Here is a 25,255-nt window from a genome sequence, read left to right as displayed (position 1 = left end):
CGGTGGCGCTGCAGCCATGCTTATATTAAACAGTCCGGAAGTAGTGGAAACGCTTCAAAACAGCAGTATTTCCAATCCGGTAACTCAGGCAGAACCCCATCATATGGCTTATGTGATCTACACAAGTGGAACAACCGGAATGCCTAAAGGTGTAATGCAGGAACACCGAAACGTGGTGCGTCTTTTCAGTGCAACTGATCATTGGTATCAGTTTAACGATCAGGATGTTTGGAGTTTATTCCATTCCTATGTATTTGATTTCAGTGTATGGGAGATCTGGGGAGCGCTGCTATACGGAGGTAAACTTTTAGTGCCGTCTTCAGAACAGACCAAGGATACCAACTTATTCTTCAGCTTATGCCTGAAAGAAGGGCTTACTGTATTGAATCAGACGCCAACTGCTTTTTATCAGTTTATTGATATAGCCCTTCAACGTGAAGAACAACTGGCAGAACTACGTTATGTAGTATTTGGAGGAGAGGCTTTAAATCTTGCCTCTTTAAAACCATGGTATGAGCGTTATCGTTCAAAACCTGAACTGATTAACATGTATGGAATTACCGAAACTACCGTCCATGTTACCTATAAAAAATTAAGTGCAGAAGATCTGAATAAAGCCTCTCTGATTGGAGAAAACATCCCTGATCAGGCGATGTATATACTTGATAATCATCTTCGTGCCGTTCCTGTTGGAGCTGTTGGAGAACTGTATGTAGGTGGAGCGGGAATCGCCAGAGGATATCTGAACAGACCAGAGCTGACAGCCGAGCGCTTTATAAAGAACCCTTTCCAAACTTTAGAACAAAAAGAAAGTGGGAAAAACAGAATTCTTTACAAAACAGGAGACTTAGTACGCTATCTGCCTGATGGAGAATTGGAATACATCGGAAGAAATGACTTCCAGGTGAAAATCCGTGGCTACAGAATTGAGCTGGGAGAAATAGAAAACAGATTGCTGGAGTATCCGGAAATAAGACAAGCCGTAGTTCTTGACAAAGAAAATAAAGCAGGAATGAAATATCTGGTAGGGTATTACGTTTCTGATGCTGCTTTGAAAGTAGAGAAAATCACAGCATTTTTATCCGAAGTGTTACCGGAATACATGGTGCCGGCAGCCTTTGTTCATTTAACTTCATTACCATTGACCATCAATGGAAAGCTGGATAGAAGACAACTCCCCGAACCTGAATTTACAGGAGGAAAAGAATACACTGCTCCGCAGAATGGGCTTCAGGAGAAATTATGCCAGATCTATGGTGAGGTCCTTGGCCTGGATGCTTCAGGTATTGGTATTCATGATGATTTCTTCAGATTAGGAGGTGACAGTATCATCAGTATTCAGCTGGTCAGCAGAATAAGACAGCGCTTAGAGAGAAGAATCAGTGTTAAAGATGTATTTGCTTCAAAATCAGTACAGAATATTTCTGAATTGATCGAAAACAAAGCAAAAGAAGAGCAAACCCGTATTCTGACAGAACAAGGACAATTGACAGGACATTTAGCTTTCCTTCCAATTCAGGAATGGTTCTTCCAACTGGTAGAAGAAGGCTATGTTGGAGATCTGAATCACTGGAATCAATCCTTTTTGATTAAAGTTCCTGAACTGAACAGAAATCTGCTGGAGCAAAGTGTAAAATTGCTTATCGAAAAACATGATGCTTTCAGAATTCACTATCCGAAAGAAAACGGAAAATACACTCAGCAATACGGAATCAATACGATACCGGAAATAAAGTACCTGGATGCTTCAGAAGCACAACTGGAAGAACTTTCAGGTATCCTTACGGAATGGCAGGCTCAGTTTGATATAGAACAAGGGCCATTATTCCAGATTGGATATATAGCTGGCTATGAAGATGGAAGCGCAAGGATTTTCTTTGGTCTTCATCACCTTATCATAGATGCTGTAAGCTGGAGAATTATTACCGAAGACTTAAAAAATATTTATCAAACCCTTGAAAAAGGAAATACCCTTGAAGTTCCTGTAAAAGGAAGCAGTTACCGTCAATGGATTGATGCCATAAAAACCTATAAGCTTGATAATCCGGAATCCAGAGAAACGGAGCATTCTTATTGGAGAGCCATTACAGATACGGTTGCAGAGAGCAATACTATTCTCACAGCATTATCTTCTCCTGAATATCATTCTTCCAGCCTTATTCTGAATGCAGGATATACAGAAAAACTGATCAGGGAAGTACATCACATATACCATACCCAGATCAATGATCTACTCTTGTCTGCACTGGCTTCTGCGCTTTCAGACCTTACAGGAGTATCAGCTCATGCTGTTCTGCTTGAAGGGCATGGGCGTGAAGATGTATTTGGAAATATGGATATTACAGAAACTGTTGGTTGGTTTACTTCTATGTATCCGCTTCTTCTAAAGTCAGGAAATGATGTAAAAGATACTGTAATTCTGACCAAAGAATCTCTGAGAAGCATTCCAAATAATGGAATTGGGTACGGAAGCCTTGTTGGATATACAGAAAGAGAACTTCCAAAGATCAGTTTCAATTATCTTGGACAGCTTGACCAGGAAGAAAGTACAGGAGAGAAAACCTGGTATATTGCCGGAGAAGACAGCGGAAAATCTATGGGAGACAAGAACCGTGATAATGATATCATTACGGTGAACGGAGCCATTACAGACGGACAGCTTCGATTCGGAATTTCAGGATATCTTTCACAGGATCAGATTGATCTTCTGGCAGAAAGACTGAAAGAATACATTCAACAAACGGTTGATGAATTAACAACCGAAAAAAGAAACTGGCTTACCCCGTCAGATACTGGAAATATTGTTGGAAAAGAACAATTGATGCAAATCCAGGAGTCAGGAGAAGTTGAGGGCGTTTACCTTGCCAACAGTTTACATGAAGGATTTGTATATCATGCCTTAAGTCAGGGAGATAAAGATGATGCTTACAGAGTACAGATTGTATGGGATTATCTTGCTGAAATCAACCCTGATCTCCTTAAAAAAGCATGGTCATATGCCCAGAAACAGCTTCCGACACTGAGACTTAGATTTGAATGGAGTGAAGAGATTGTACAGGTTATTGATAAAAAAGGAATATTGGACTGGCGTTATCAGGATATTCAGGACATGACTGAAGAGGATCAGGAATCTTTAATTACAAAAACGACTCAAAAAGACCGTTTTGAGATATATGATCTGTCCAAAGGAAGTTTGTTCAGAGTCTACCTGTTCAAACGCTCAGACAAACGTTATACCTGTTTGTTCAGCAATCACCATGCTATTCTTGATGGCTGGAGTATGCCCGTATTCCTTACGATGATTCATGAAGCATACCTCGCATTAATCAAAGGAAATACTCTTTCTCCGGCTCTGGATACAGCCTATGCCGAAGCGCAAAAGTATCTTCAGGAGAATAAAAACAGGAACGGAGACTTCTGGAAAAACTATATGGGACTTCTTGAAGATCAGGAAAACCTGAATTGCCTGGTTAAAGAATCCCAGAAACATATTGATCTTGCTGAATATAAGCATATTGTAGACCATCAGGCAGTGAAGATGCTGATTGTAGGCGAGCAATATCAAAACCTGAAAAAATTCACCTCTGATAACGGGCTTACAGTCAATGCTGTACTCCAGTTCTTATGGCATAAACAGCTTAGCTTATATAGCAATAGTGCAACAACTGTTGTAGGAACAACTGTATCAGGACGAAGCATTCCGGTAGATGGAATAGAATCCTCTGTAGGGCTTTACATCAATACATTGCCATTGATTGTGAACCATGAAGATGGCAAAGTAATAGATAGTATTGCAGAAATTCAGCACAGAATCAGTGAATTGAATACCCATAGCGGTGTCAACCTGGCAAGTCTTCAGCATGATGGACGCAGAATTTTCAGCAGTTTATTCGTGTATGAAAACTATCCGGTACCTAACGGAGAGGATGATAATGAGCTGAAAACATTAGGATTTGTATTAAAAGAATCCGTGGAACGACTGGATTACCCATTAGGAATTGTCGCTTATGAAAATGAAGATGAGGTACTGTTAAAAATCAAATATGACAGTTTCTTATTTGAAAATGAAATGATGGAGCAGCTGCTTCAGGGAATGGAAACAGTTCTTGAACAGCTCCTGAAATCTTCCGATATCAAATCAGAAGAACTGTCCTACCTTACTTCAGAACAGCATCAGAAGGTAACAATAGATTGGAATGCTACAGAAATAGCTTATCCTGAAGAATATACCATTCATAAAATGTTTGAAGAACAGGTAGAAAAAACTCCGGATAATACTGCATTGATCTTTCAGGATATAAAACTTTCCTATCGGGAACTAAATCAAAGAGCAAACCGTCTGGCTCATTATCTTATTGAAACTTATGATCTTCAGCCTGATGATCTGGTTCCGTTATGCCTTGAACGTTCAGAGCACATGCTGATCGCTATTCTGGCTGTTTTAAAAGCCGGTGCAGCCTATGTTCCGATGGATCCAACCTATCCGGTTGATAGAATTGAACATATTCTTCATGATACCGGAGCAAAAATCCTCCTTACTCAGAAAGAAATAGGAGAAAATCCGCAAATGTCCCGAATGGCAGAAACAATTCTGCTGGATAGCCAAGAAATATTTGATAGACTGGAACATTCAGGGGCTGAAAATCCTGTCACTCAGACTAAGTCAAACAACCTTGCCTATGTTATCTACACCAGTGGAACTACAGGATTGCCAAAAGGAGTAATGGCGGAACACAATGGAGTTATCAATCTTATTGAGGATCTGTTCTCCCGTTATCAGCTAGGAAATGAGGAAGTAATTCTTCAGTTTGCCAACTACATATTTGATGCATCTATCCAGCAGATATTGCTTGCAATATTGAAAGGAAACAGTTTATTATTTATTAAAAATCAAAAGATACTCAACGAAGAAACGTTTATACAGACCCTTAATCAGCATAATGTTTCTTATATACATCTTACACCAACGGTATTACAAAGCATAGACTTTACCCGGGTTAAGAATCTGCGTACTCTGATTTCTGGGGGAGAAGCGATGCCGGCTGATCTGTTTAAAAAATTAAGCGGAAGAAACTTCAGGCTGGTCAATTCATATGGGCCTACAGAAGTTACTATCACATCAATTGTTAATCCCGAAGGAAAGAATACCAATATTGGACGACCGCTTAACAATACCACGGTATATGTATTAAACAATTATCTTCATCCTGTGCCTGTAGGGGCGATTGGGGAACTTTATATTGGTGGAGAAGGAATTACCAGAGGATATTTGAACAGACCTGAGCTTACAGCAGAACGTTTCATCAGCAACCCATTCCAGACCATAGAACAAAAAGAAAAAGAGAAAAATGGAATCCTTTACAAAACGGGAGATTTAGTACGGTATCATACCAATGGAGAACTGGAATACATTGGAAGAAATGACTTCCAGGTGAAAATCCGTGGTTACAGAATAGAATTGGGTGAAATAGAAAACACGCTATTGCAATATTCTGGTATCAAACAATCTGTAGTATTGGCCAGGAACAATAATGCAGGAATGAAATACCTGGTAGGATATTATGTTTCAGAAATGGCTATAGAACCGGATCAGCTTACAGCATTCCTTTCCGAAGCCTTACCAGAATATATGATTCCTGCTGCCTTTGTGCATTTGGAATCCCTTCCGGTAACCATCAATGGTAAATTAGACAGAAGAGCACTTCCGGAACCGGCTTTTACAGGAGAAAAAACTTATACAGCTCCTAAAAATGAACTGCAGGAAAAACTATGTCAGATCTACGGGGATGTTCTTGGATTAAATGCTTCAGGCATTGGTATTCATGATGATTTCTTCAGATTGGGAGGAAACAGTATCATGGCTATCAAGCTGATTAGCAATATCAAAAGAGTGTTGGATATAAGAGTAAATGTAACCGTTGTATTTGCTCATAAGACAGTAGCTTCTCTTTCGGATGTGTTAGCTGGTGAAAATGTCAATGAGCAGGAAGTTATTGTTCCTGTAAAAGTATCTTCTCCGGAAGAACAAAGGCTCTCATTTGCCCAGGAAAGGCTTTGGTTTATTGAAAACTACGAAGGCGGAAGCAATGCATACAATATTCCTATGGCTGTTCGTCTTGATGCAAAAGTCAATATTCCGAAGCTATGCACAGCCCTTGAAACCATCGTAATGCGCCATGAAGTGTTACGAAGCATTATCCGTTCCACAGATGAAGGAAAAGGATATCAGATTGTAATGGACAAAGCTCCTGAAATTCATACCCGTCACGTTTATTCAAAAGAAGAACTGAATGAGGCGGTAAATACGGCTTCAGGCAAGATCTTCCGTCTGGATGAAGAGTATCCTTTAGCCATCAACCTTTTCAGATTAGAAAGCGATCATTATCTGACCGTAGTTATTCATCATATTGCATTTGATGGATGGTCTACTGATATATTCCTGAGAGAGTTACAAACAATTTATCATGCTTTAGTTAATAATCAGGATTATGAACTTCCGGAATTAAAGATTCAGTACAAAGACTTTGCATTATGGCAGAGAACCTATCTTTCTGGAGAACGTCTTGACAGCCAGGTTGGATATTGGACAAGAAAACTGGATGATTTCCAGACTCTGAATCTTCCAACAGATTATAAAAGGCCTGCTCATGTTTCTTATGAAGGAGATACTGTTGATTTTATCATTGATCAAAAAGTAGCTGCTGGTCTTAGAAATACATCTAAAAAGCTGGGAATAAGTCTATACAGCGTGATGCTGAGCGGATATTACCTGATGTTGTCAGCCTATTCCGGTCAGGATGATATTCTGGTAGGAAGCCCTATTGCCAACCGTCATCACGAAGGACTCGAAGATATTATCGGATTCTTTGTCAATACCTTTGCTTTAAGAGAAAAAATAGATCCGGAGCAGAACCTTCAAGATTTTATTCTTCAGGTATCAGCGTCCGTTACAGAAGCACAGTCTCATCAGGACCTTCCTTTTGAAAAGTTGGTAGAAGAGTTGGGAATAGAAAAAGACATGTCCCGCCATCCTGTTTTCCAGGTGATGTTTGGATTGCAGAGCTTTGGAGGAAATTCAGATAGCAGAGACGTATTATTCCATCCTTTTGAAGGAAAGACAGAGTATCAGGTGGCCAAATTTGATCTTACGGCTATGATTGATGATGGAGAAGAAACGATAAAAGGCTTCTTCAATTATGCCAAAACCCTTTTCTCAAGAGAAACGATTAGTAACATGATCAATTCTTATGTATATCTTCTTGATCAGGTTTTCGGTGTTGATGATATCAATTTGGAAAATATCAGGTTAGGTGCATTAAACTTAATTTCTGCAGAAGACAATAAAAAGATTGCTGAAGAATGGAATTCAACAGAGAATGTATATCCCTCAGAAAAAACAATTCAGAACCTGTTTGAAAGCCAGGTTGAAAGAACCCCTGACCGTACAGCTTTAGTATACAAAGATATTAAGCTTTCTTATCAGGAACTGAACGAAAGATCAAACCGATTAGCAAACTATCTGATAGCTACTTATAATCTTCAGCCGGATGAACTGGTACCATTATGCTTAGAACGTTCCGAAAATATGCTGATTGCTATTTTAGCGGTCTTAAAATCCGGAGCGGCGTATGTTCCAATGGATCCTTCTTATCCTATAGAGCGAATAGAACATATTCTTCAGGATACCGGAGCAAGGCTGATTTTAGGCCAGGAAAGTACATCAGAAAAGTTGAAAAACCTGGCAGCAGATGTGATCTCTTTAGAAGAGATTACCTTTAAAGCAACGCTTGAAACAGAATCAATTAATAATCCTGTTACCAATACTCAACCCAATAATTTAGCATATGTTATTTTCACGAGTGGAACGACCGGGCTGCCTAAAGGCGTAATGGTTGAGCACAGAAATGTATCCAACCTGATTCATCAGGAAGCTAAAGAATTTGGCTTGCTTGAAAACAGAGTTCAAAAGAACAGTCTGTGGTACGCAAACTATGTATTTGATGCTCATGTCTGGGAATTATACCCATCCATTACCCATGGACATACCATCTATATTTTAGAAAAAGAACTTCAGACAGATCTGTTTTCTTTAAAAGATTACATAGAAGAAAATAGCATCAGCATAGCAACCATTCCACCGGTATTATTAACCAGAGAATATATTTTACCATTAGAGAAACTTGTGGTAGCAGGAGACGTTACCAATCCACAGGTTATGGCCGCATACAAAGAATATGGAGTTGATCTGATCAACGCTTACGGCCCTACAGAAACTACGGTATGTGCTACGCTACATCATTATAACGAAGATGAAAACCCTGTAAATATCGGAGGACCGATTGGGAATATGACAGCTTACGTATTGGATAAATACCGCCGTATTGTTCCTTTGGGAGCTGTAGGCGAGCTGTATATCGGCGGAGCCGGAATTGCAAGAGGATACCTGAACAGGCCGGATCTTACAGAAGAACGTTTCATCATCAATCCTTTCCAGACAGCAGATCAGAAACAGAAAGGAGAGAACGGACGTTTATACAGAACCGGAGATTTAGTACGCTGGCTATCCAATGGAGAGGTGGAATACATTGGAAGAAATGACTTCCAGGTGAAAATCCGTGGTTATAGAATTGAATTAGGTGAGATTGAAAACAAATTGCTTGGTTATCCTGGAATCAGCCAGTCAGCAGTTTTAGCCAAAGAAAATAAAACGGGGTTAAAATATCTTGTAGGTTATTATGTTTCTGAAAATGATATAGATTCATCTTTGTTGTCAGAATATTTGTCAGAATCATTACCAGAATATATGGTTCCCGGAGTATTCGTTCACTTAACGTCTTTACCATTAACCATCAATGGTAAACTGGATAAAAAAGCGTTACCTGAACCTGAATTTACAGGAAACAAACACTATACAGCACCTGAAACAGAGCTTGAAAAGCAGCTTGTAGTAATTTATAGTGAAGTATTGGGAATCAATGCTAAAACCATCAGTATTCATGATGATTTCTTCAGGTTAGGAGGAGATAGTATCATCAGTATTCAGCTGGTGGGGAGAATAAAGCAACGCTTGGATATAAGAATCAATGTAAAAGAAATCTTTACATCAAGAACTCCGTCAGTATTAGCAAAACTTATCGAAGAAAAGAAATCTGCAACACAGATTGAACTGCTTACCGAACAGGGAATTCTTACCGGAAACGTTCCGCTTTTACCAATTCAGGAATGGTTCTTCAGTCAAATAGAATCTGGATATCTTCCGGATTTTAACCATTGGAATCAGTCGTTCTTATTGAATGTTCCGGAATTGGATAAAGAAATTTTTGAGCAAAGCATCAAATTGTTGATTGATAAACATGATGTATTCAGAATGCAGTATCCAAAAGAAAACGGGACTTACAGCCAGGAATATGGAGACCAGAAAGCTGCAGCCGAAATCAGTTATCTTGACGTTTCATCAATACATCCGGATGAATTATCCGGAATATTGACAATATGGCAAAAACAATTTGATATAGAAAAAAGTCCGTTGTTTCATATAGGCTATATTACAGGATATGAAGATCATACAGCCAGAATTTTCTTTGCTTTCCATCACCTGATTATAGATGTGGTAAGCTGGAGGATCATCACAGAAGACCTAAAAAATATGTATCAGTCTCTTGAAAAAGGAGGGACTTATAAAATACAGAAAGGAAGCAGCTACCGCCAGTGGGCAGAAGTCATAAAAGGGTATAAATCCAAAAACTCAGAAGCAGGAGATCAGGAATTATCGTACTGGAACAGAATTACAAAAACAGTTAACCAAACCAATAATTCATTGGAAGCGATTTCTGTTCAGGAACAAAACCATGATATTCTGGCTCTGGATAAAGAATATACTGAAAAACTGATCAGAGGAAGCCATCATGTATATCAAACCCAGATCAACGATCTTCTATTGTCTGCATTAGCAAGATCACTTGGAAATCTGACAGGAGATGTTCATCATGCTATCTTACTGGAAAACCACGGGCGTGAAGAAGTATTTGGTAATCTGGACATTACAGAAACAGTGGGTTGGTTTACTTCTATGTATCCATTATTGTTGGAGAATGGAAAAGATGTGAATGATACTGTAATTCTGACCAAAGAAGCACTGAGAAGCATTCCAAACAATGGTATTGGTTATGGAAGCTTGGTAGGTTATACGGATCAGGAACTTCCAAAAGTGAGTTTCAACTACCTTGGACAGCTTGATCAGAAAGAAAATTCAGGAGAAAAAACTTGGTTTATTGCTGCTGAAGATAGTGGCGTTTCCATTGGAGAATCTAACCTTGGTAGCTATCTTATCGGAATCAATGGGGCTGTTGTAGATGGAGAACTTCGTTTTAGAATTTCAGCCCATTTGGAGCAGGAGCAGGTAACGCAGTTTGCTCAGAATTTTAAAAATCAGATTGTTACCATTATTGATGAATTGTCTAAAAATACAAGAAGCTTCCTTACCTCGTCAGATGTAGATTATATTATAAGCGATAAGCAGCTTTTCAATCTTCAGGAATTAAATGAGATTGAAGGTGTATATCTTGCTAATAGTCTTCAGGAAGGGTTTGTATATCATGCATTGAGTCAGGGAGATAAAGATGACGCTTACCGTATACAGCTAATCTGGGATTATCTTGCTGAGATCAATACAACTAAGCTTAAAGAAGCGTGGTCACATACTCAGCAGCAGTTTCCTGCATTGAGACTCAGATTTGACTGGAGTGAAGAAATTGTTCAGGTTATTGATAAAGAAAGTCCGCTGGATTGGCGCTATCAGGATATAACCGGAATAAATGAAGAAGAGCAGGATAAACTGATTCAGGAAATTACCGGGAAAGACCGTTTTGAAGTATATGATCTTTCAAAAAGCGGATTGTTCAGAATATACCTGTTCAAACGTTCAGAGAAACATTATACCTGTCTGTTCAGTAATCACCATGCGATACTGGATGGATGGAGTATGCCTATAATTCTGAAAAGAATCCACGATATATACCTGAGTTTGATAAAAGATCAGCAATCAGAGTGGATAACCGATCAGGCATATGTCAATACTCAAAAATACCTTCAACAGCATAAAGATATCAGCCGAAACTTCTGGAAAGATTATATGGGAACCCTTGAAAATCGGGAAGACCTGAGCGGCCTGATTAAAAATTCTCAAAAGCATATCGATTTAGGAACTTATCGTCAGATCAAAGAGCATAGCCTTGTGACGATGACGGTAACAGGGGAAGAATATCAGCAGTTGAAAAGATTTACGACTGAAAACGGGTTTACTGTAAATGCTGTTCTCCAGTATCTGTGGCATAATCAATTGAGAATATACAGTGGAGTGGAAACTACCGTTGTAGGAACCACTGTTTCCGGGCGAAGTTTGCCTGTAGATGGGATAGAATCTTCTGCAGGGCTATTCATCAATACACTTCCATTGATTGTACAGCATAAAGAAGGTTTGGTAGCTGATGTTATTTCAGATATTCAGCAAAGAGCGAGCGAGTTGAATACCCATAGTGATATGAGTCTTGCTGAGCTTAATCAGGATTCAAGCCGTATATTCAGCAGTTTATTTGTATATGAAAATTATCCGGTACCTGAAGCAGGAGAAGATAGCAATGAAGTAGGATTTGCCTTCAAAGGCGGAGTAGAAAAACTAGATTACCCATTAGGAATCATGGCGTTTGAACACGGTGAAAGCGTAATTATGAAGATCAATTATGAAGGAGCCCTCTTTGAACAAAAGACAATGGAGAATCTGATGGAGGGGATGAAGAATATTTTGGCTCAAATGCTGGAAAACTGGAAAATTACATCCGGTCAGCTTTCTTATGTTTCAAAAGAGCAATTCAAATTAATGCAGAGTTGGAATTCAACAGAGAATGTATATCCCTCAGAAAAAACAATTCAGAACCTGTTTGAAAGCCAGGTTGAAAGAACCCCTGGCCGTACAGCTTTAGTATACAAAGATATTAAGCTTTCTTATCAGGAACTGAATGAAAGATCAAACCGATTAGCAAACTATCTGATAGCTACTTATAATCTTCAGCCGGATGAACTGGTACCATTATGCTTAGAACGTTCCGAAAATATGCTGATTGCTATTTTAGCGGTCTTAAAATCCGGAGCGGCGTATGTTCCAATGGATCCTTCTTATCCTATAGAGCGAATAGAACATATTCTTCAGGATACCGGAGCAAGGCTGATTTTAGGCCAGGAAAGTACATCAGAAAAGTTGAAAAACCTGGCAGCAGATGTGATCTCTTTAGAAGAGATTACCTTTAAAGCAACGCTTGAAACAGAATCAATTAATAATCCTGTTACCAATACTCAACCCAATAATTTAGCATATGTTATTTTCACGAGTGGAACGACCGGGCTGCCTAAAGGCGTAATGGTTGAGCACAGAAATGTATCCAACCTGATTCATCAGGAAGCTAAAGAATTTGGCTTGCTTGAAAACAGAGTTCAAAAGAACAGTCTGTGGTACGCAAACTATGTATTTGATGCTCATGTCTGGGAATTATACCCATCCATTACCCATGGACATACCATCTATATTTTAGAAAAAGAACTTCAGACAGATCTGTTTTCTTTAAAAGATTACATAGAAGAAAATAGCATCAGCATAGCAACCATTCCACCGGTATTATTAACCAGAGAATATATTTTACCATTAGAGAAACTTGTGGTAGCAGGAGACGTTACCAATCCACAGGTTATGGCCGCATACAAAGAATATGGAGTTGATCTGATCAACGCTTACGGCCCTACAGAAACTACGGTATGTGCTACGCTACATCATTATAACGAAGATGAAAACCCTGTAAATATCGGAGGACCGATTGGGAATATGACAGCTTACGTATTGGATAAATACCGCCGTATTGTTCCTTTGGGAGCTGTAGGCGAGCTGTATATCGGCGGAGCCGGAATTGCAAGAGGATACCTGAACAGGCCGGATCTTACAGAAGAACGTTTCATCATCAATCCTTTCCAGACAGCAGATCAGAAACAGAAAGGAGAGAACGGACGTTTATACAGAACCGGAGATTTAGTACGCTGGCTATCCAATGGAGAGGTGGAATACATTGGAAGAAATGACTTCCAGGTGAAAATCCGTGGTTATAGAATTGAATTAGGTGAGATTGAAAACAAATTGCTTGGTTATCCTGGAATCAGCCAGTCAGCAGTTTTAGCCAAAGAAAATAAAACCGGGTTAAAATATCTTGTAGGGTACTATGTTTCTGAAAATGAGATAGATTCATCTTTGTTGTCAGAATATTTGTCAGAATCATTACCAGAATATATGGTTCCCGGAGTATTTGTTCACTTAACTTCTTTATCGTTAACCATCAATGGTAAACTGGATAAAAAAGCGTTACCTGAACCTGAATTTACAGGAAACAAAAACTATAGAGCACCTGAAACAGAGCTTGAAAAGCAGCTTGTAGTAATTTATAGTGAAGTATTGGGAATCAATGCTAAAGCCATCAGTATTCATGATGATTTCTTCAGATTAGGAGGAAACAGTATTATGGCCGTTAAACTAATCAGTAAAATCAGACAGAATCTGGATATACAGGTCAATGTAGGAATGGTATTTAATCATAAAACAGTGGCCTCCCTTTCCAATGCTTTATCTCATGAAAATCATAACGAAAATCAAATAAACATAGTTCCAGCCAAAGTTAATTCCCCTGAAGAACAACGATTATCTTTCGCTCAGGAAAGAATATGGTTTATAGAATCCTATGAAGGCGGAAGCAGTGCTTATAACATTCCAATCATTACAAGAATAGATGATCGTATTCAGCTGAACCTTTTTGAGGAATCTTTGAGAAGGGTGATAATGCGACACGATATACTTCGTTCAATGATCCATACCACTGAAAATGGAGTAGGATATCAATTGGTTACAGACCTTATTCCCAAGATTAAAACATCGAAAATAAGCAATGAGAAACAATTGGAAAAGGCAATCAATAAATGTGTGAATAAAGTTTTCAGCCTGGATAAGGAGATTCCTGTAGAAATCAATATTTTCAAACTTGCAGGACATATTTATCTGTCTATTGTTGTTCACCATATTGCCTTTGACGGATGGTCTATAGATGTTTTCTTAAAAGAAGTAGCTTCCGTTTATTTTGCCCTTGTTGAAGGAAAAGAACCGGAACTTCCCCCTGTAAAAGTTCAATATAAAGACTTTGCATTATGGCAGCGAGAGTATCTTTCAGGAGAACGGCTTGAAAATCAGATCAATTATTGGAAAAATAAACTGGATGACTTCCAGAATCTGGAATTACCTTCAGATTTCAAAAGGCCCAATCAAATATCCTACGAAGGAGAAAACTTATATTTCAATCTGAGTGCAGAACAGGGGCAAAAGCTTAGAGCCCTTTCCCAAAAGTTAGGCGTAAGTCTGTATAGCGTAATGCTGGGAGGCTATTATCTGATGCTGTCTGTCTATTCCGGGCAGGACGATATTGTGGTGGGAAGCCCGATTGCTAACCGCCACCATGCAGGTCTTGAGGATATTATCGGTTTCTTTGTCAATACATTAGCTTTAAGAGAAAAAGTAGATCCTGCACAGAATATCAGTGATTTCATTCGTCAGGTATCAAAATCAGTAAATGAGGCCCAGTCTCATCAGGATCTTCCATTTGAAAAGCTGGTAGATGAGCTTGGAGTGGAGCAGGATACTTCAAGACACCCTGTTTTCCAGGTGATGTTTGGACTTCAAAGTGCGGATGGAGACGTTAAAGCCAATAAAGATGAAGCATTATTCCATCCTTTTGCAGGAGAAGTAGATTATAAAGCAGCGAAATTTGATCTCACCACGATGATTGATGACAATGGAGAAACCCTCCGAATCATGTTCAATTATGCAAAAGCGTTGTTTAAAGAAGAAACTATTACCCGAATGGCAGGTTCTTATCAGCTTCTTTTGGATCAGATCATAGAAACCAATCCGGATCATACACCAATCCGTAATCTTTCACTGATATCAGAAGAGGAAACTCAGCAGATCATAGCAGATTGGAATGCCACGCAGGAAGATTATCCATCAGAAATGACCATTCACAAGGTATTTGAATATCAGGCTGAAAAAAATCCTGATACCATAGCTTTGGTATACAATGATGTCAGACTTTCATATCGTGAACTTAATGAGAGATCGAACCGCTTAGCAAATCATCTGATCCATCAGTATCAAATTCAGCCAGATGATCTGGTACCGTTATGCCTTGAGAGATCAGAAAATATGCTGATTGCAATCCTTGCGATATTAAAATCGGGAGCTGCTTATGTTCCAATGGATCCGTCCTATCCTGCAGATAGAATAGGGCATATTCTGGAAGATACCCAGGCAAAATTGGTCATTGCACAGGAAAGTACAACAGAGAAACTGCATAATATAGAAGTCATTTCACTGGATGATATTACCCTTAAAGCAGCACTTGAAACAGAAGTGACTGGCAATCTTGTTACAGAAGTTCATTCAGGGAAGCTTGCTTATGTAATCTATACCAGTGGAACTACAGGACTTCCTAAAGGAGTAATGATTGAACACAAAGGAGTAATAAACCTCATCAGATCAATGATTAAAGCACACCGGCTTGAAGAATATCAGCAAGTAGGATGCTACTCCAATTATGTATTTGATGCCTTTGTGTATGAAGCATTCCCTGTATTGTGCAATGGAAATACCCTATGGTTATACAATAACGAGCTTAGAACTTCAGTGAGTGAGCTTAATGATTATATTAAAACCAATGCCATCGAAGTTTCATTTATTCCACCTGTCTTATTGAGAGAAATTGTGGAGAACGGAACAAGTTTAAAACTGATATTTGCAGGAGGAGAAAGCTTCCCGGCATTAGATAAAAATATTGAAAATATTACCCTTGTTAATGAATATGGGCCAACAGAAGGAACTGTATGTGTCACTCTTCATGATTACAAAGAAGATAAAAACCCGTTGAATATTGGTGGGGCTATTGCTAATACAACTTTATATGTTCTTGATGCTCAATATCGCCCTGTTCCTGTAGGAGCTGTAGGAGAGTTGTTTATCGGTGGAGCAGGCATTGCCAGAGGGTATCTGAACAGACCTGAACTTACGGAAGAACGTTTCATGGCAAATCCATTCCAGACAAAAGGAGAGAAAGAAAGAAATGAAAACAGCCGCTTATACAGAACCGGTGACTTAGTTCGCTGGCTTCCTGACGGAGAATTGGAATACAGAGGTAGAAATGACTTCCAGGTGAAGATCCGTGGCCATAGAATTGAATTGGGTGAGATTGAAAATACCTTACTCCAATTTGCAGATATACGTCAGGCAGCAGTTTTAGCAAGAGAAAATAAATCAGGCTTAAAATACCTGGCAGCTTACTACGCTTCCGATTCAGCGATTGAAGCCAGCCTGCTTTCTGAATATGTATCAGAATTTCTGCCGGAATATATGGTCCCAGGTGCTTTTGTTCATTTGGCTGAACTTCCGGTTACCATTAATGGTAAATTAGACAGAAGAGCATTACCTGAGCCTGAATTTACTGGAGGAAAAGAGTATATAGCCGCTGAAACAGAGCTTCAGGCCGCACTTTGCCAGATTTATGGAGAGGTGCTTGGACTTGATTCAGAGATTATCAGCATTCATGATGACTTCTTCAGATTAGGAGGAGACAGTATTATCAGTATTCAGTTGGTGGGGAAGATTCGCCAGCAGTTAGAAGTAAGACTAAGCGTGAAAGAAGTCTTTACTGCCAGAACAGTAGCCTCGTTATCCCAACTTATAGAAGACAAGAAACAAGGAAGTGAAGCCAATATTCTTACCGAACAGGGAATCCTGACGGGAGAAGTTCCGCTTCTGCCGGTACAGGAATGGTTCTTTGAACAAAAAGAATCCGGTTATCTTGCGGAATTTAACCACTGGAATCAAGCATTTTTAATCAATGTTCCGGAACTTGATAAAGCTCTCTTTGAACAGGCTATAGAACAGTTGCTGATGAAGCATGATGCATTCAGATTAGGATATACCGGACAGACTCAGGAATATAAATCAAGAAAGAATGCGCCTGAAATCAATTATCTCAATGCTTCTGGTCTGAAACCGGAAGAGCTTGCTATTATATTCACAGATTGGCAGTCGCATTTCGATATTGAAAACGGACCGTTATATCAGATAGGATATATCAACGGTTATCAGGATGGAAGTGCAAGGATATTCTTTGCTTTCCATCACCTTATTATTGATGCTGTAAGCTGGAGAATTCTTACCGAAGACCTGAAGAATATCTATCAGACCCTTGAAAAAGGAGCAAACTATCAGGTTCAGAAAGGAAGCAGCTACCGTCAATGGGTAGAAGCCATCAGAAACTATAAAAAAGAGAATCCGGAATCCAGAGATCAGGAAACCACGTATTGGAATCATATCGCTGATACTGTTGAGGAAAGCAATTCAACATTATCTAAACTGATTACAGATGAATATCATCATGGTCATCTTCAATTGGATAAAGAATCCACCGGAACGCTGATTCGTGGAGTACATCATGTATATCATACCCAGATCAATGATTTGCTATTGTCTGCCTTATCACAAGCTCTTACTGATGTCACCGGAGATGAGCACCATGCCATTCTATTGGAAGGCCACGGCCGTGAAGAAGTATTCAACCAGCTAGACATCACTGAGACGATGGGTTGGTTTACCACCATGTATCCGGTACAGCTGGAAACAGGAAAATCATCAAAAGATACAGTTATCCTGACCAAAGAATCTTTGAGAAGCATTCCGAATAATGGAATCGGCTATGGCAGTCTGGTGGGATATATAAACCGTGAATTACCGAAGATTAGCTTCAACTACCTGGGACAGCTTGACAAAGAGGATGTATCCGGTGAGAAAACATGGTTTATCGCGGCAGAAGATACCGGAGCGGGAGTTGGTGCTTCCAACCGTGACAGCCATTTTGTAAGCATCAACGGTGCAGTGGTTGACGGACAGCTTCGCTTCGGAATCTCAGGATACCTTTCAGCAGAAAATACTACACTCTTATCCGAAAGCTTCAAACAGAACCTGAAATCTATTATTAAGAACCTTTCAGAAGAAAGCAGAAGTTATCTTACTGCATCAGATGTAGATCATGTAGTGGAAAAACTTCAGCTTTCAGCCATTCAGGAGAAAGGTGAGATAGAAGGAGTGTACCTTGCGAACAGTTTACAGGAAGGATTCGTATATCATGCCCTGAACCAGGGAGAGACAGATGATGCCTACAGAGTACAGCTGATGTGGGAGTATCGTGCTAAAATAAATACAGAAAAACTAAAAAATTCCTGGAATCTAACCCAGGCACAGTACCCATCCCTGAGACTCAGATTCGATTGGAATGGAGAAATTGTACAGGTCATAGACAAAAAAGGAAAACTAGACTGGAGATATCAGGATATCAGCGCCCTGTCTGAAGAAACACAGGAAGAACTGATTAAAGAAATTACTCATAATGATCGTTTAGAAGGATATGATCTTACTAAAGGAAATCTGTTCAGAGTCTATCTTTTCAAAAGAAATGAGGAATATTATAGCTGTCTGTTCAGTAATCACCATGCGATACTGGATGGCTGGAGTATGCCTGTAATGATGAATACTGTTCATGAGGCTTATCTGAGCCAGCTTAATAATGAAGAATATGTACTGTCAATAGATCATGCGTATGCCGACAGCCAGAAATATTTACAGGCCCACAAAAAAGCAGGGCGCAGCTTCTGGGATAGGTATATGATGTTACTTGACGATCAGGAAGACCTGAAAAGTCTTGTAAAAGAAAAACAAAGACACATAGACTTAGGAACTTATCGTCATATCAAAGATCATCAGAAAGTAACTATGCTGATCAGCGGAGACAGATACCACAATCTGAAAGACTTCACAAAAGCTCATGGATTAACAGTGAATGCAGTATTGCAGTACTTATGGCACAGCCAGTTAAAGCTGTACAGCGGATTGCAGACAACAGTAGTAGGAACCACTGTTTCAGGAAGAAGCTTACCTGTTGATGGTATAGAAACATCAGCCGGATTGTATATCAATACCCTGCCGTTAATTGTTAATCATGCAGATGGGCGTATCATAGATCATATCATGGAAATTCAGAACAGAATCAGTGATCTGAATACCCACAGTGATATCAATTTGGCAACCCTTCAACGGGATGGACGAAGAATATTCAGTAGCTTATTTGTATATGAAAACTATCCTGTTCCAAAAGGAGAAGGAAGCAATGAATTAGGTTTTGCATTCAAAGATTCCGTTGAAAAACTGGATTATCCGTTAAGTATAATGGCATCGGAGCAAGGAGATCGTGTAACCCTTAAAATGAACTATGAGAGTGTTCTTTTTGAATCCGAAACAATAGAAGATTTGGTAAAAGGAATGAATTTGATGTTGGATCAGATCATAAAAGTTTCTGATATGAATTCAAATGAAATTTTATATATTTCTGATAGCCAATCAGAATTATTACATTCCTGGAATGATACAATAGATTTGGATCCTTCATTTTATACAACAATTCATCAACGATTTGAAGAGCAGGCCACAAAAACAGCCAATCATATTGCACTGGTTTACAAAGATATTCGATTATCTTATGAAGAACTGAACCACAGATCAAACCGCTTAGCCAACTACCTGATCCAAACCTACAATCTTCAGCCGGATGATCTTGTTCCACTATGTTTGGAACGTTCAGAAAATATGATGATCGCTATTCTGGCAGTATTAAAATCCGGAGCGGCATATGTTCCAATAGATCCCTCATATCCCACAGATAGAATAGAGCATATTCTTAAAGACACGAATGCTAAAATCATCATAAGCCAGGAAAGTATAAAATATAAAGCGCAAATACTGGATAATACTGAGATTGTTTCCTTAGATGATATTGATTTACAGGTAGCTGTTGCTGGAATGTCATCAAAAAGTCCTGTTACCTCAGTAACTCCGGAAAATTTGGCCTATGTGATCTACACCAGTGGAACCACGGGGCTTCCGAAAGGAGTAATGATTGAACATAGAAATGTAGTCAATGTTGTAGATCAGGTAAGAGAAGCCTACGGTTTCATTGGAGAACAAAAGATAACAGCTTATACCTCATATGTTTTTGATGTTTCAGTGTCTGAGTTTTTCAATACTCTGCTGTTCGGAAATGAACTTCATGTATTGGATGAAGAAACAAAGAAGGATGCAGATTCAATAAGCAGATACCTGCTGACCCATGAAATAGATTATGCTTATTTACCACCAGTAATGCTTTCTGTATTGCCACGCATAGAATACCCAAACCTTAAAGGATTATTGTATGCAGGAGAAGCTTGTGAATATGAAACCGGTAAATACTGGTCAGAATATACTCAACTTTATAACCTGTATGGCCCAACTGAAGCAACGATCTATGCAACTTATAAAAAAGTAGAGCATGGTGATGTACAGCTTATCGGCCGTCCTGTAGGGAATTCCACAGCCTATATTTTGGATGAAAATAGTCGTTTACTTCCTGTAGGAGCAATTGGAGAACTATATCTTGGCGGTGCAGGAATCGCCAGAGGTTATCTGAACAGAGAAGACCTTACAAAAGAGCGATTTGTTGATAATCCTTATCAGACAGAAAAGCAGAAAAAAAACAGAGAAAATGCACGTTTATACAAAACCGGAGATTTAGTTCGCTATTTAGCGGATGGAAACATAGAGTATATGGGTCGTAACGATTTTCAGGTAAAGATTCGGGGATATAGAATAGAACTGGGAGAAATAGAAAACAGACTTTCTCAATATCCGCAAATAAAACAATCTGTGGTATTGGCTAAGGATAATACAAATGGAATGAAATATCTTGCCGGATATTATGTTTCAGATACAGCATTAGAGATAGAAAAGCTTACCGCATTTTTATCGGAAACATTACCGGAATATATGATTCCTTCTGCCTGTATTCACTTAAAATCATTACCATTAACCATCAATGGTAAGCTTGATAGAAAACAGTTACCTGAACCTGAATTTACAGGAGGTAATGAGTACACGGCCCCAATGAATGACCTTCAGGAAAAGCTTTGTACCATTTATGGAGAAATATTGGGAATTAACCCAGATTATATCAGCATCAATGATGATTTCTTCAGATTGGGTGGAAACAGTATCATGGCCATAAAGCTTATCAGTAAAATCAGACTGACATTAGATATGCAGACTAACGTTGCTATGATATTCAATCATAAAACAGTGGCTTCTTTATCTGGAGCTTTGTCAGAAAATGTCTTAGAGGATCAGATAACCCTGTCTCCTTTAAAAGTAGATAACCCGGAAGATCAAAGACTGTCCTTTGCTCAGGAAAGACTTTGGTTTATAGAATCCTATGAAGGCGGAAGCAGTGCTTATAATATTCCAATGACGGTTACTCTAAGTATAAAAACTGATATTCCGTCCTTATGCACAGCTTTAGAAACAGTAATACAACGCCACGAAGTACTTCGTACATTCATTCTGACTACAGAAAACGGAGTGGGTTATCAGGTAGTTACCGATCTTCTTCCGGAAATCAGAACTATAGAAGTCAGAAGCAGGGAAGAGTTGGAGGAGCAGGTAAACAAAAGTGCTCATAAAGTATTCCATCTGGAAGAAGAGATTCCTGTTGCGATCAATATTTTCACTTTAGAGAAAATCAATTATCTGTCAGTAGTTATTCATCACATTGCTTTTGATGGATGGTCTACAGATATATTCCTGAAAGAAGTGGCAGAAGCTTATCATGCTATTGCTGGAGGACAACGGCCAGAACTTCCCGAATTAAAGATCCAATACAAGGATTTTGCATTATGGCAGCGAAACTATCTTACAGGAGAACGCCTTGATAATCAAATTAACTATTGGAAAACAAAACTTGATGATTATCAGAGTTTAGATCTTCCTGTAGATTTCCATAGACCTGCTGAAATTTCTTATGAAGGAGATACTATCAGGTTTAATATCCCAGAAAAAACAGCATTAGGACTTAAAGAAACTTCTAAAAATCTTGGAGTAAGCTTGTACAATGTAATGCTGAGTGGTTATTATCTCACTCTTTCTGTCTACTCAGACCAGGAAGATATTATAGTAGGAAGTCCTATTGCCAACCGTCATTATGCAGGCCTTGAAAACCTTATCGGATTCTTTGTGAATACATTGGCACTAAGAGAGAAAATTGATCCTAAACAAAATATCAGGGACTTCATTCTGCAGGTGTCAAAGTCAGTGACAGATGCCCAGACACATCAGGATCTTCCATTTGAGAAACTGGTGGAGGAGCTAGGTGTAGAACAGGATACTTCAAGACATCCTGTATTTCAGGTGATGTTTGGTCTTCAGACAAGTCATGGTGGAGATACTGCAACTCAGGAAAAAGAGATGGTCTTCCAGCCTTTTGATGGTGATGTAGACTATCAGGCCGCGAAATTCGATCTTACAACCATGATTAATGAAAGTCCTGAGGGAGTTCACATGACCTTCAACTATGCAACGTCTCTATTTAAAAAAGAGACCATAAACCGTATAGCAGAAACCTATCAATATCTGTTAACTCAGATTTTACAGATTGGAAAATCCGATGCTAGCGACTTGAAAATAGGAGAAATACCTCTTCTGTCAGAAACAGAAAGAAGAGAGATCACAGAACTCTTAAATGATAACCGAAAAGAATATCAGGATCAAACAACAATTCATCAACAGTTTGAGTCTCAGGTTTCCCTAACGCCTGATACTACAGCTTTGGTATATCAGAATGTGAAACTATCCTATAGAGAATTGAATGAAAAGGCCAATCAGTTGTCAAATTACCTGATCAAAGAATACCAGCTGCAGCCTGATGATTTGGTACCATTATGCCTTGAAAGATCCGAAGATATGCTAGTGGCAACCCTTGCCGTATTAAAGGCCGGTGCAGCTTATGTACCGATGGATCCTTCATATCCCGCAGAAAGAATCAACCATATTATAAAAGATACAGGAGCTGAGGTTATCATTATTCAGGAAGAAGTAAGAGGCAAATTCAACGAGATTTCTTTAGAATTGAACCTTGTTTCATTGAATGATAGAGAATTAATTGAGGAATTGGCAACAGCAGAGACTCACAATCCTGTTACCCAAGTATCTGCAGACCATTTAGCCTATGTAATCTACACCAGCGGAACTACAGGACTTCCAAAAGGAGTAATGATTGAACATAAAGGAGTTATCAACCTGATTGATGCTATGACAGATATCCATCAGCTTGAAAAATATCAAAATGTAGGAGTGTACTCCAATTATGTATTTGATGCCTTTGTATATGAAACATTCCCGTCTTTATGCAACGGAAACACCCTTTGGTTATATAGTAATGAGCTTAGAACCTCAGTAAATGAACTTAATGAGTATATCAAATCTAATACTATAGAGGTTTCCTTTATTCCACCAGTCTTGTTGAGGGATGTTGTAGATAACGGAACAAGTTTACAATTGATTCATGCAGGAGGAGAGAGCTTCCCGGCTCTGGATAAAAATATTAATAACATTACCCTTATCAATGAATATGGGCCAACAGAAGGAACAGTATGTGCTACGCTTCATCATTATAAGGAAGATAAAAACCCGTTGAATATTGGTAGAGCTATTGCGAATACAAGTTTATATATTCTTGATAATCAATGTCGTCTTGTCCCAACAGGAGCGGTAGGAGAGCTGTATATTGGAGGAGCGGGTATTGCCAGAGGCTATCTGAACAGACCTGAGCTTACTGAAGAACGCTTTATGCTAAACCCATTCCAGACGGAAGACCAAAAGGAAAGAGGAGAAAACAACCGTTTATACAGAACGGGAGACTTGGTTCGCAGATTAGCCAATGGAGACTTGGAATATATAGGAAGAAATGACTTCCAGGTAAAGATTCGCGGTCATAGAATTGAGCTGGGTGAAATTGAAAATACTCTGCTTCAATATGACGGTATTCGTCAGGTTGCAGTTGTAGTGAAAGAAGACAAAGGAAATATGAAATACCTTGTCGGATACTATATTTCCGATTCGGTAATTGATCCACGCCAATTGTCAGAATTCTTGCTGAAATCACTTCCGGAATATATGGTGCCGAATGTTTTTGTTCATTTAACGGCCTTACCATTAACTATTAATGGCAAACTGGATAGAAAACAACTTCCAGAACCTGAATTTACAGGAATATCAGAATATGCCGCTCCGGAAAATGAACTTCAAAGACAGATGGCGGTAATCTACGGTGAAATATTAAACCTTGGTCCTGAATCTATCAGTATTCATGATGATTTCTTCAGATTGGGAGGAAACAGTATCATGGCTATAAAGCTGATTAGCAAAATACAGCAGGTATTAGATGTTAAAGTGAAGATTGTAGATGTTTTCAAAGAAAGAACAATCAGCAAACTAGCTGCTCTTATTGGAAAATATGGCAAAGAATACAGAACTGTATCCATTCTGAATGCAGTTAATAACAATCCGAATATATTCCTTATTCACCCAGGGAATGGAGGAAGTGAAGTATATCAGTCCTTGGCAGAACGGTTGAAAACAAACTATGACTGTTATGGTGTGGATTCTTATAATCTCTACCATGAAGAAAAGATTGATAATCTGAACAAGCTTGCAGAGTATTATCTGGATCATATTGGACGGATACAACAACAAACTCAACAGGAAGAGTATATTTTGCTTGGTTGGTCTCTTGGAGGAAATATAGCTTTGGAAATTGCTTCCCAGCTTGAAAAAAGAGGGTGTAAAAAGATCAAAGTTTATCTGCTAGATACCATTTTCTACGCTTCAGATCAGCAGTTGGTCAATTTCCTTTCATTCCCTTCAGATGAAGAATTGAGCAGCAAACTGGAGGTTCCTGTAGATCACAGCCGTTTTATAGCGACTAAGAGCTTTATGTCAGCAGAATTCACCATTGCCAGAGAAAGAGTCTCTAATAATCTAAGCTTTACAAAAGTAGTTTTACTAAAAGCCATGTTAGGCGGAGATGGAGTTGATGAATCATTTAACAACTATATAATGGGCTGTACATACAATAATGTAGACTCAGTCATAGAAGATCAGAAGTTGTTATCAGTATATCCTATTGATGCCACACACCAGTTTATGTTGGAGAAAGAAGAAGAAATCATTGATATTATTAATAAAACAATTGGAGAATAA

1 protein-coding gene (cut by a window edge) is annotated in these 25,255 nt (G+C 38.9%); it reads left to right on the top strand.

The window, feature by feature from the left end:
* Positions 1-25,255 carry the 3' portion of a non-ribosomal peptide synthase/polyketide synthase gene (locus SFA27_RS23155; protein ID WP_407295229.1) on the top strand. 18,914 nt of this gene lie to the left of the window's left edge, so only the last 25,255 of its 44,169 coding nucleotides appear in the window; its start codon lies off the left edge, out of view; the stop codon is at positions 25,253-25,255.

Origin of the sequence: Chryseobacterium sp. HR92 (assembly GCF_045689405.1) — a bacterium.
Taxonomy (GTDB): Bacteria; Bacteroidota; Bacteroidia; order Flavobacteriales; family Weeksellaceae; genus Chryseobacterium; species Chryseobacterium viscerum_A.
This window is presented reverse-complemented; position numbering and strand designations above follow the sequence as displayed.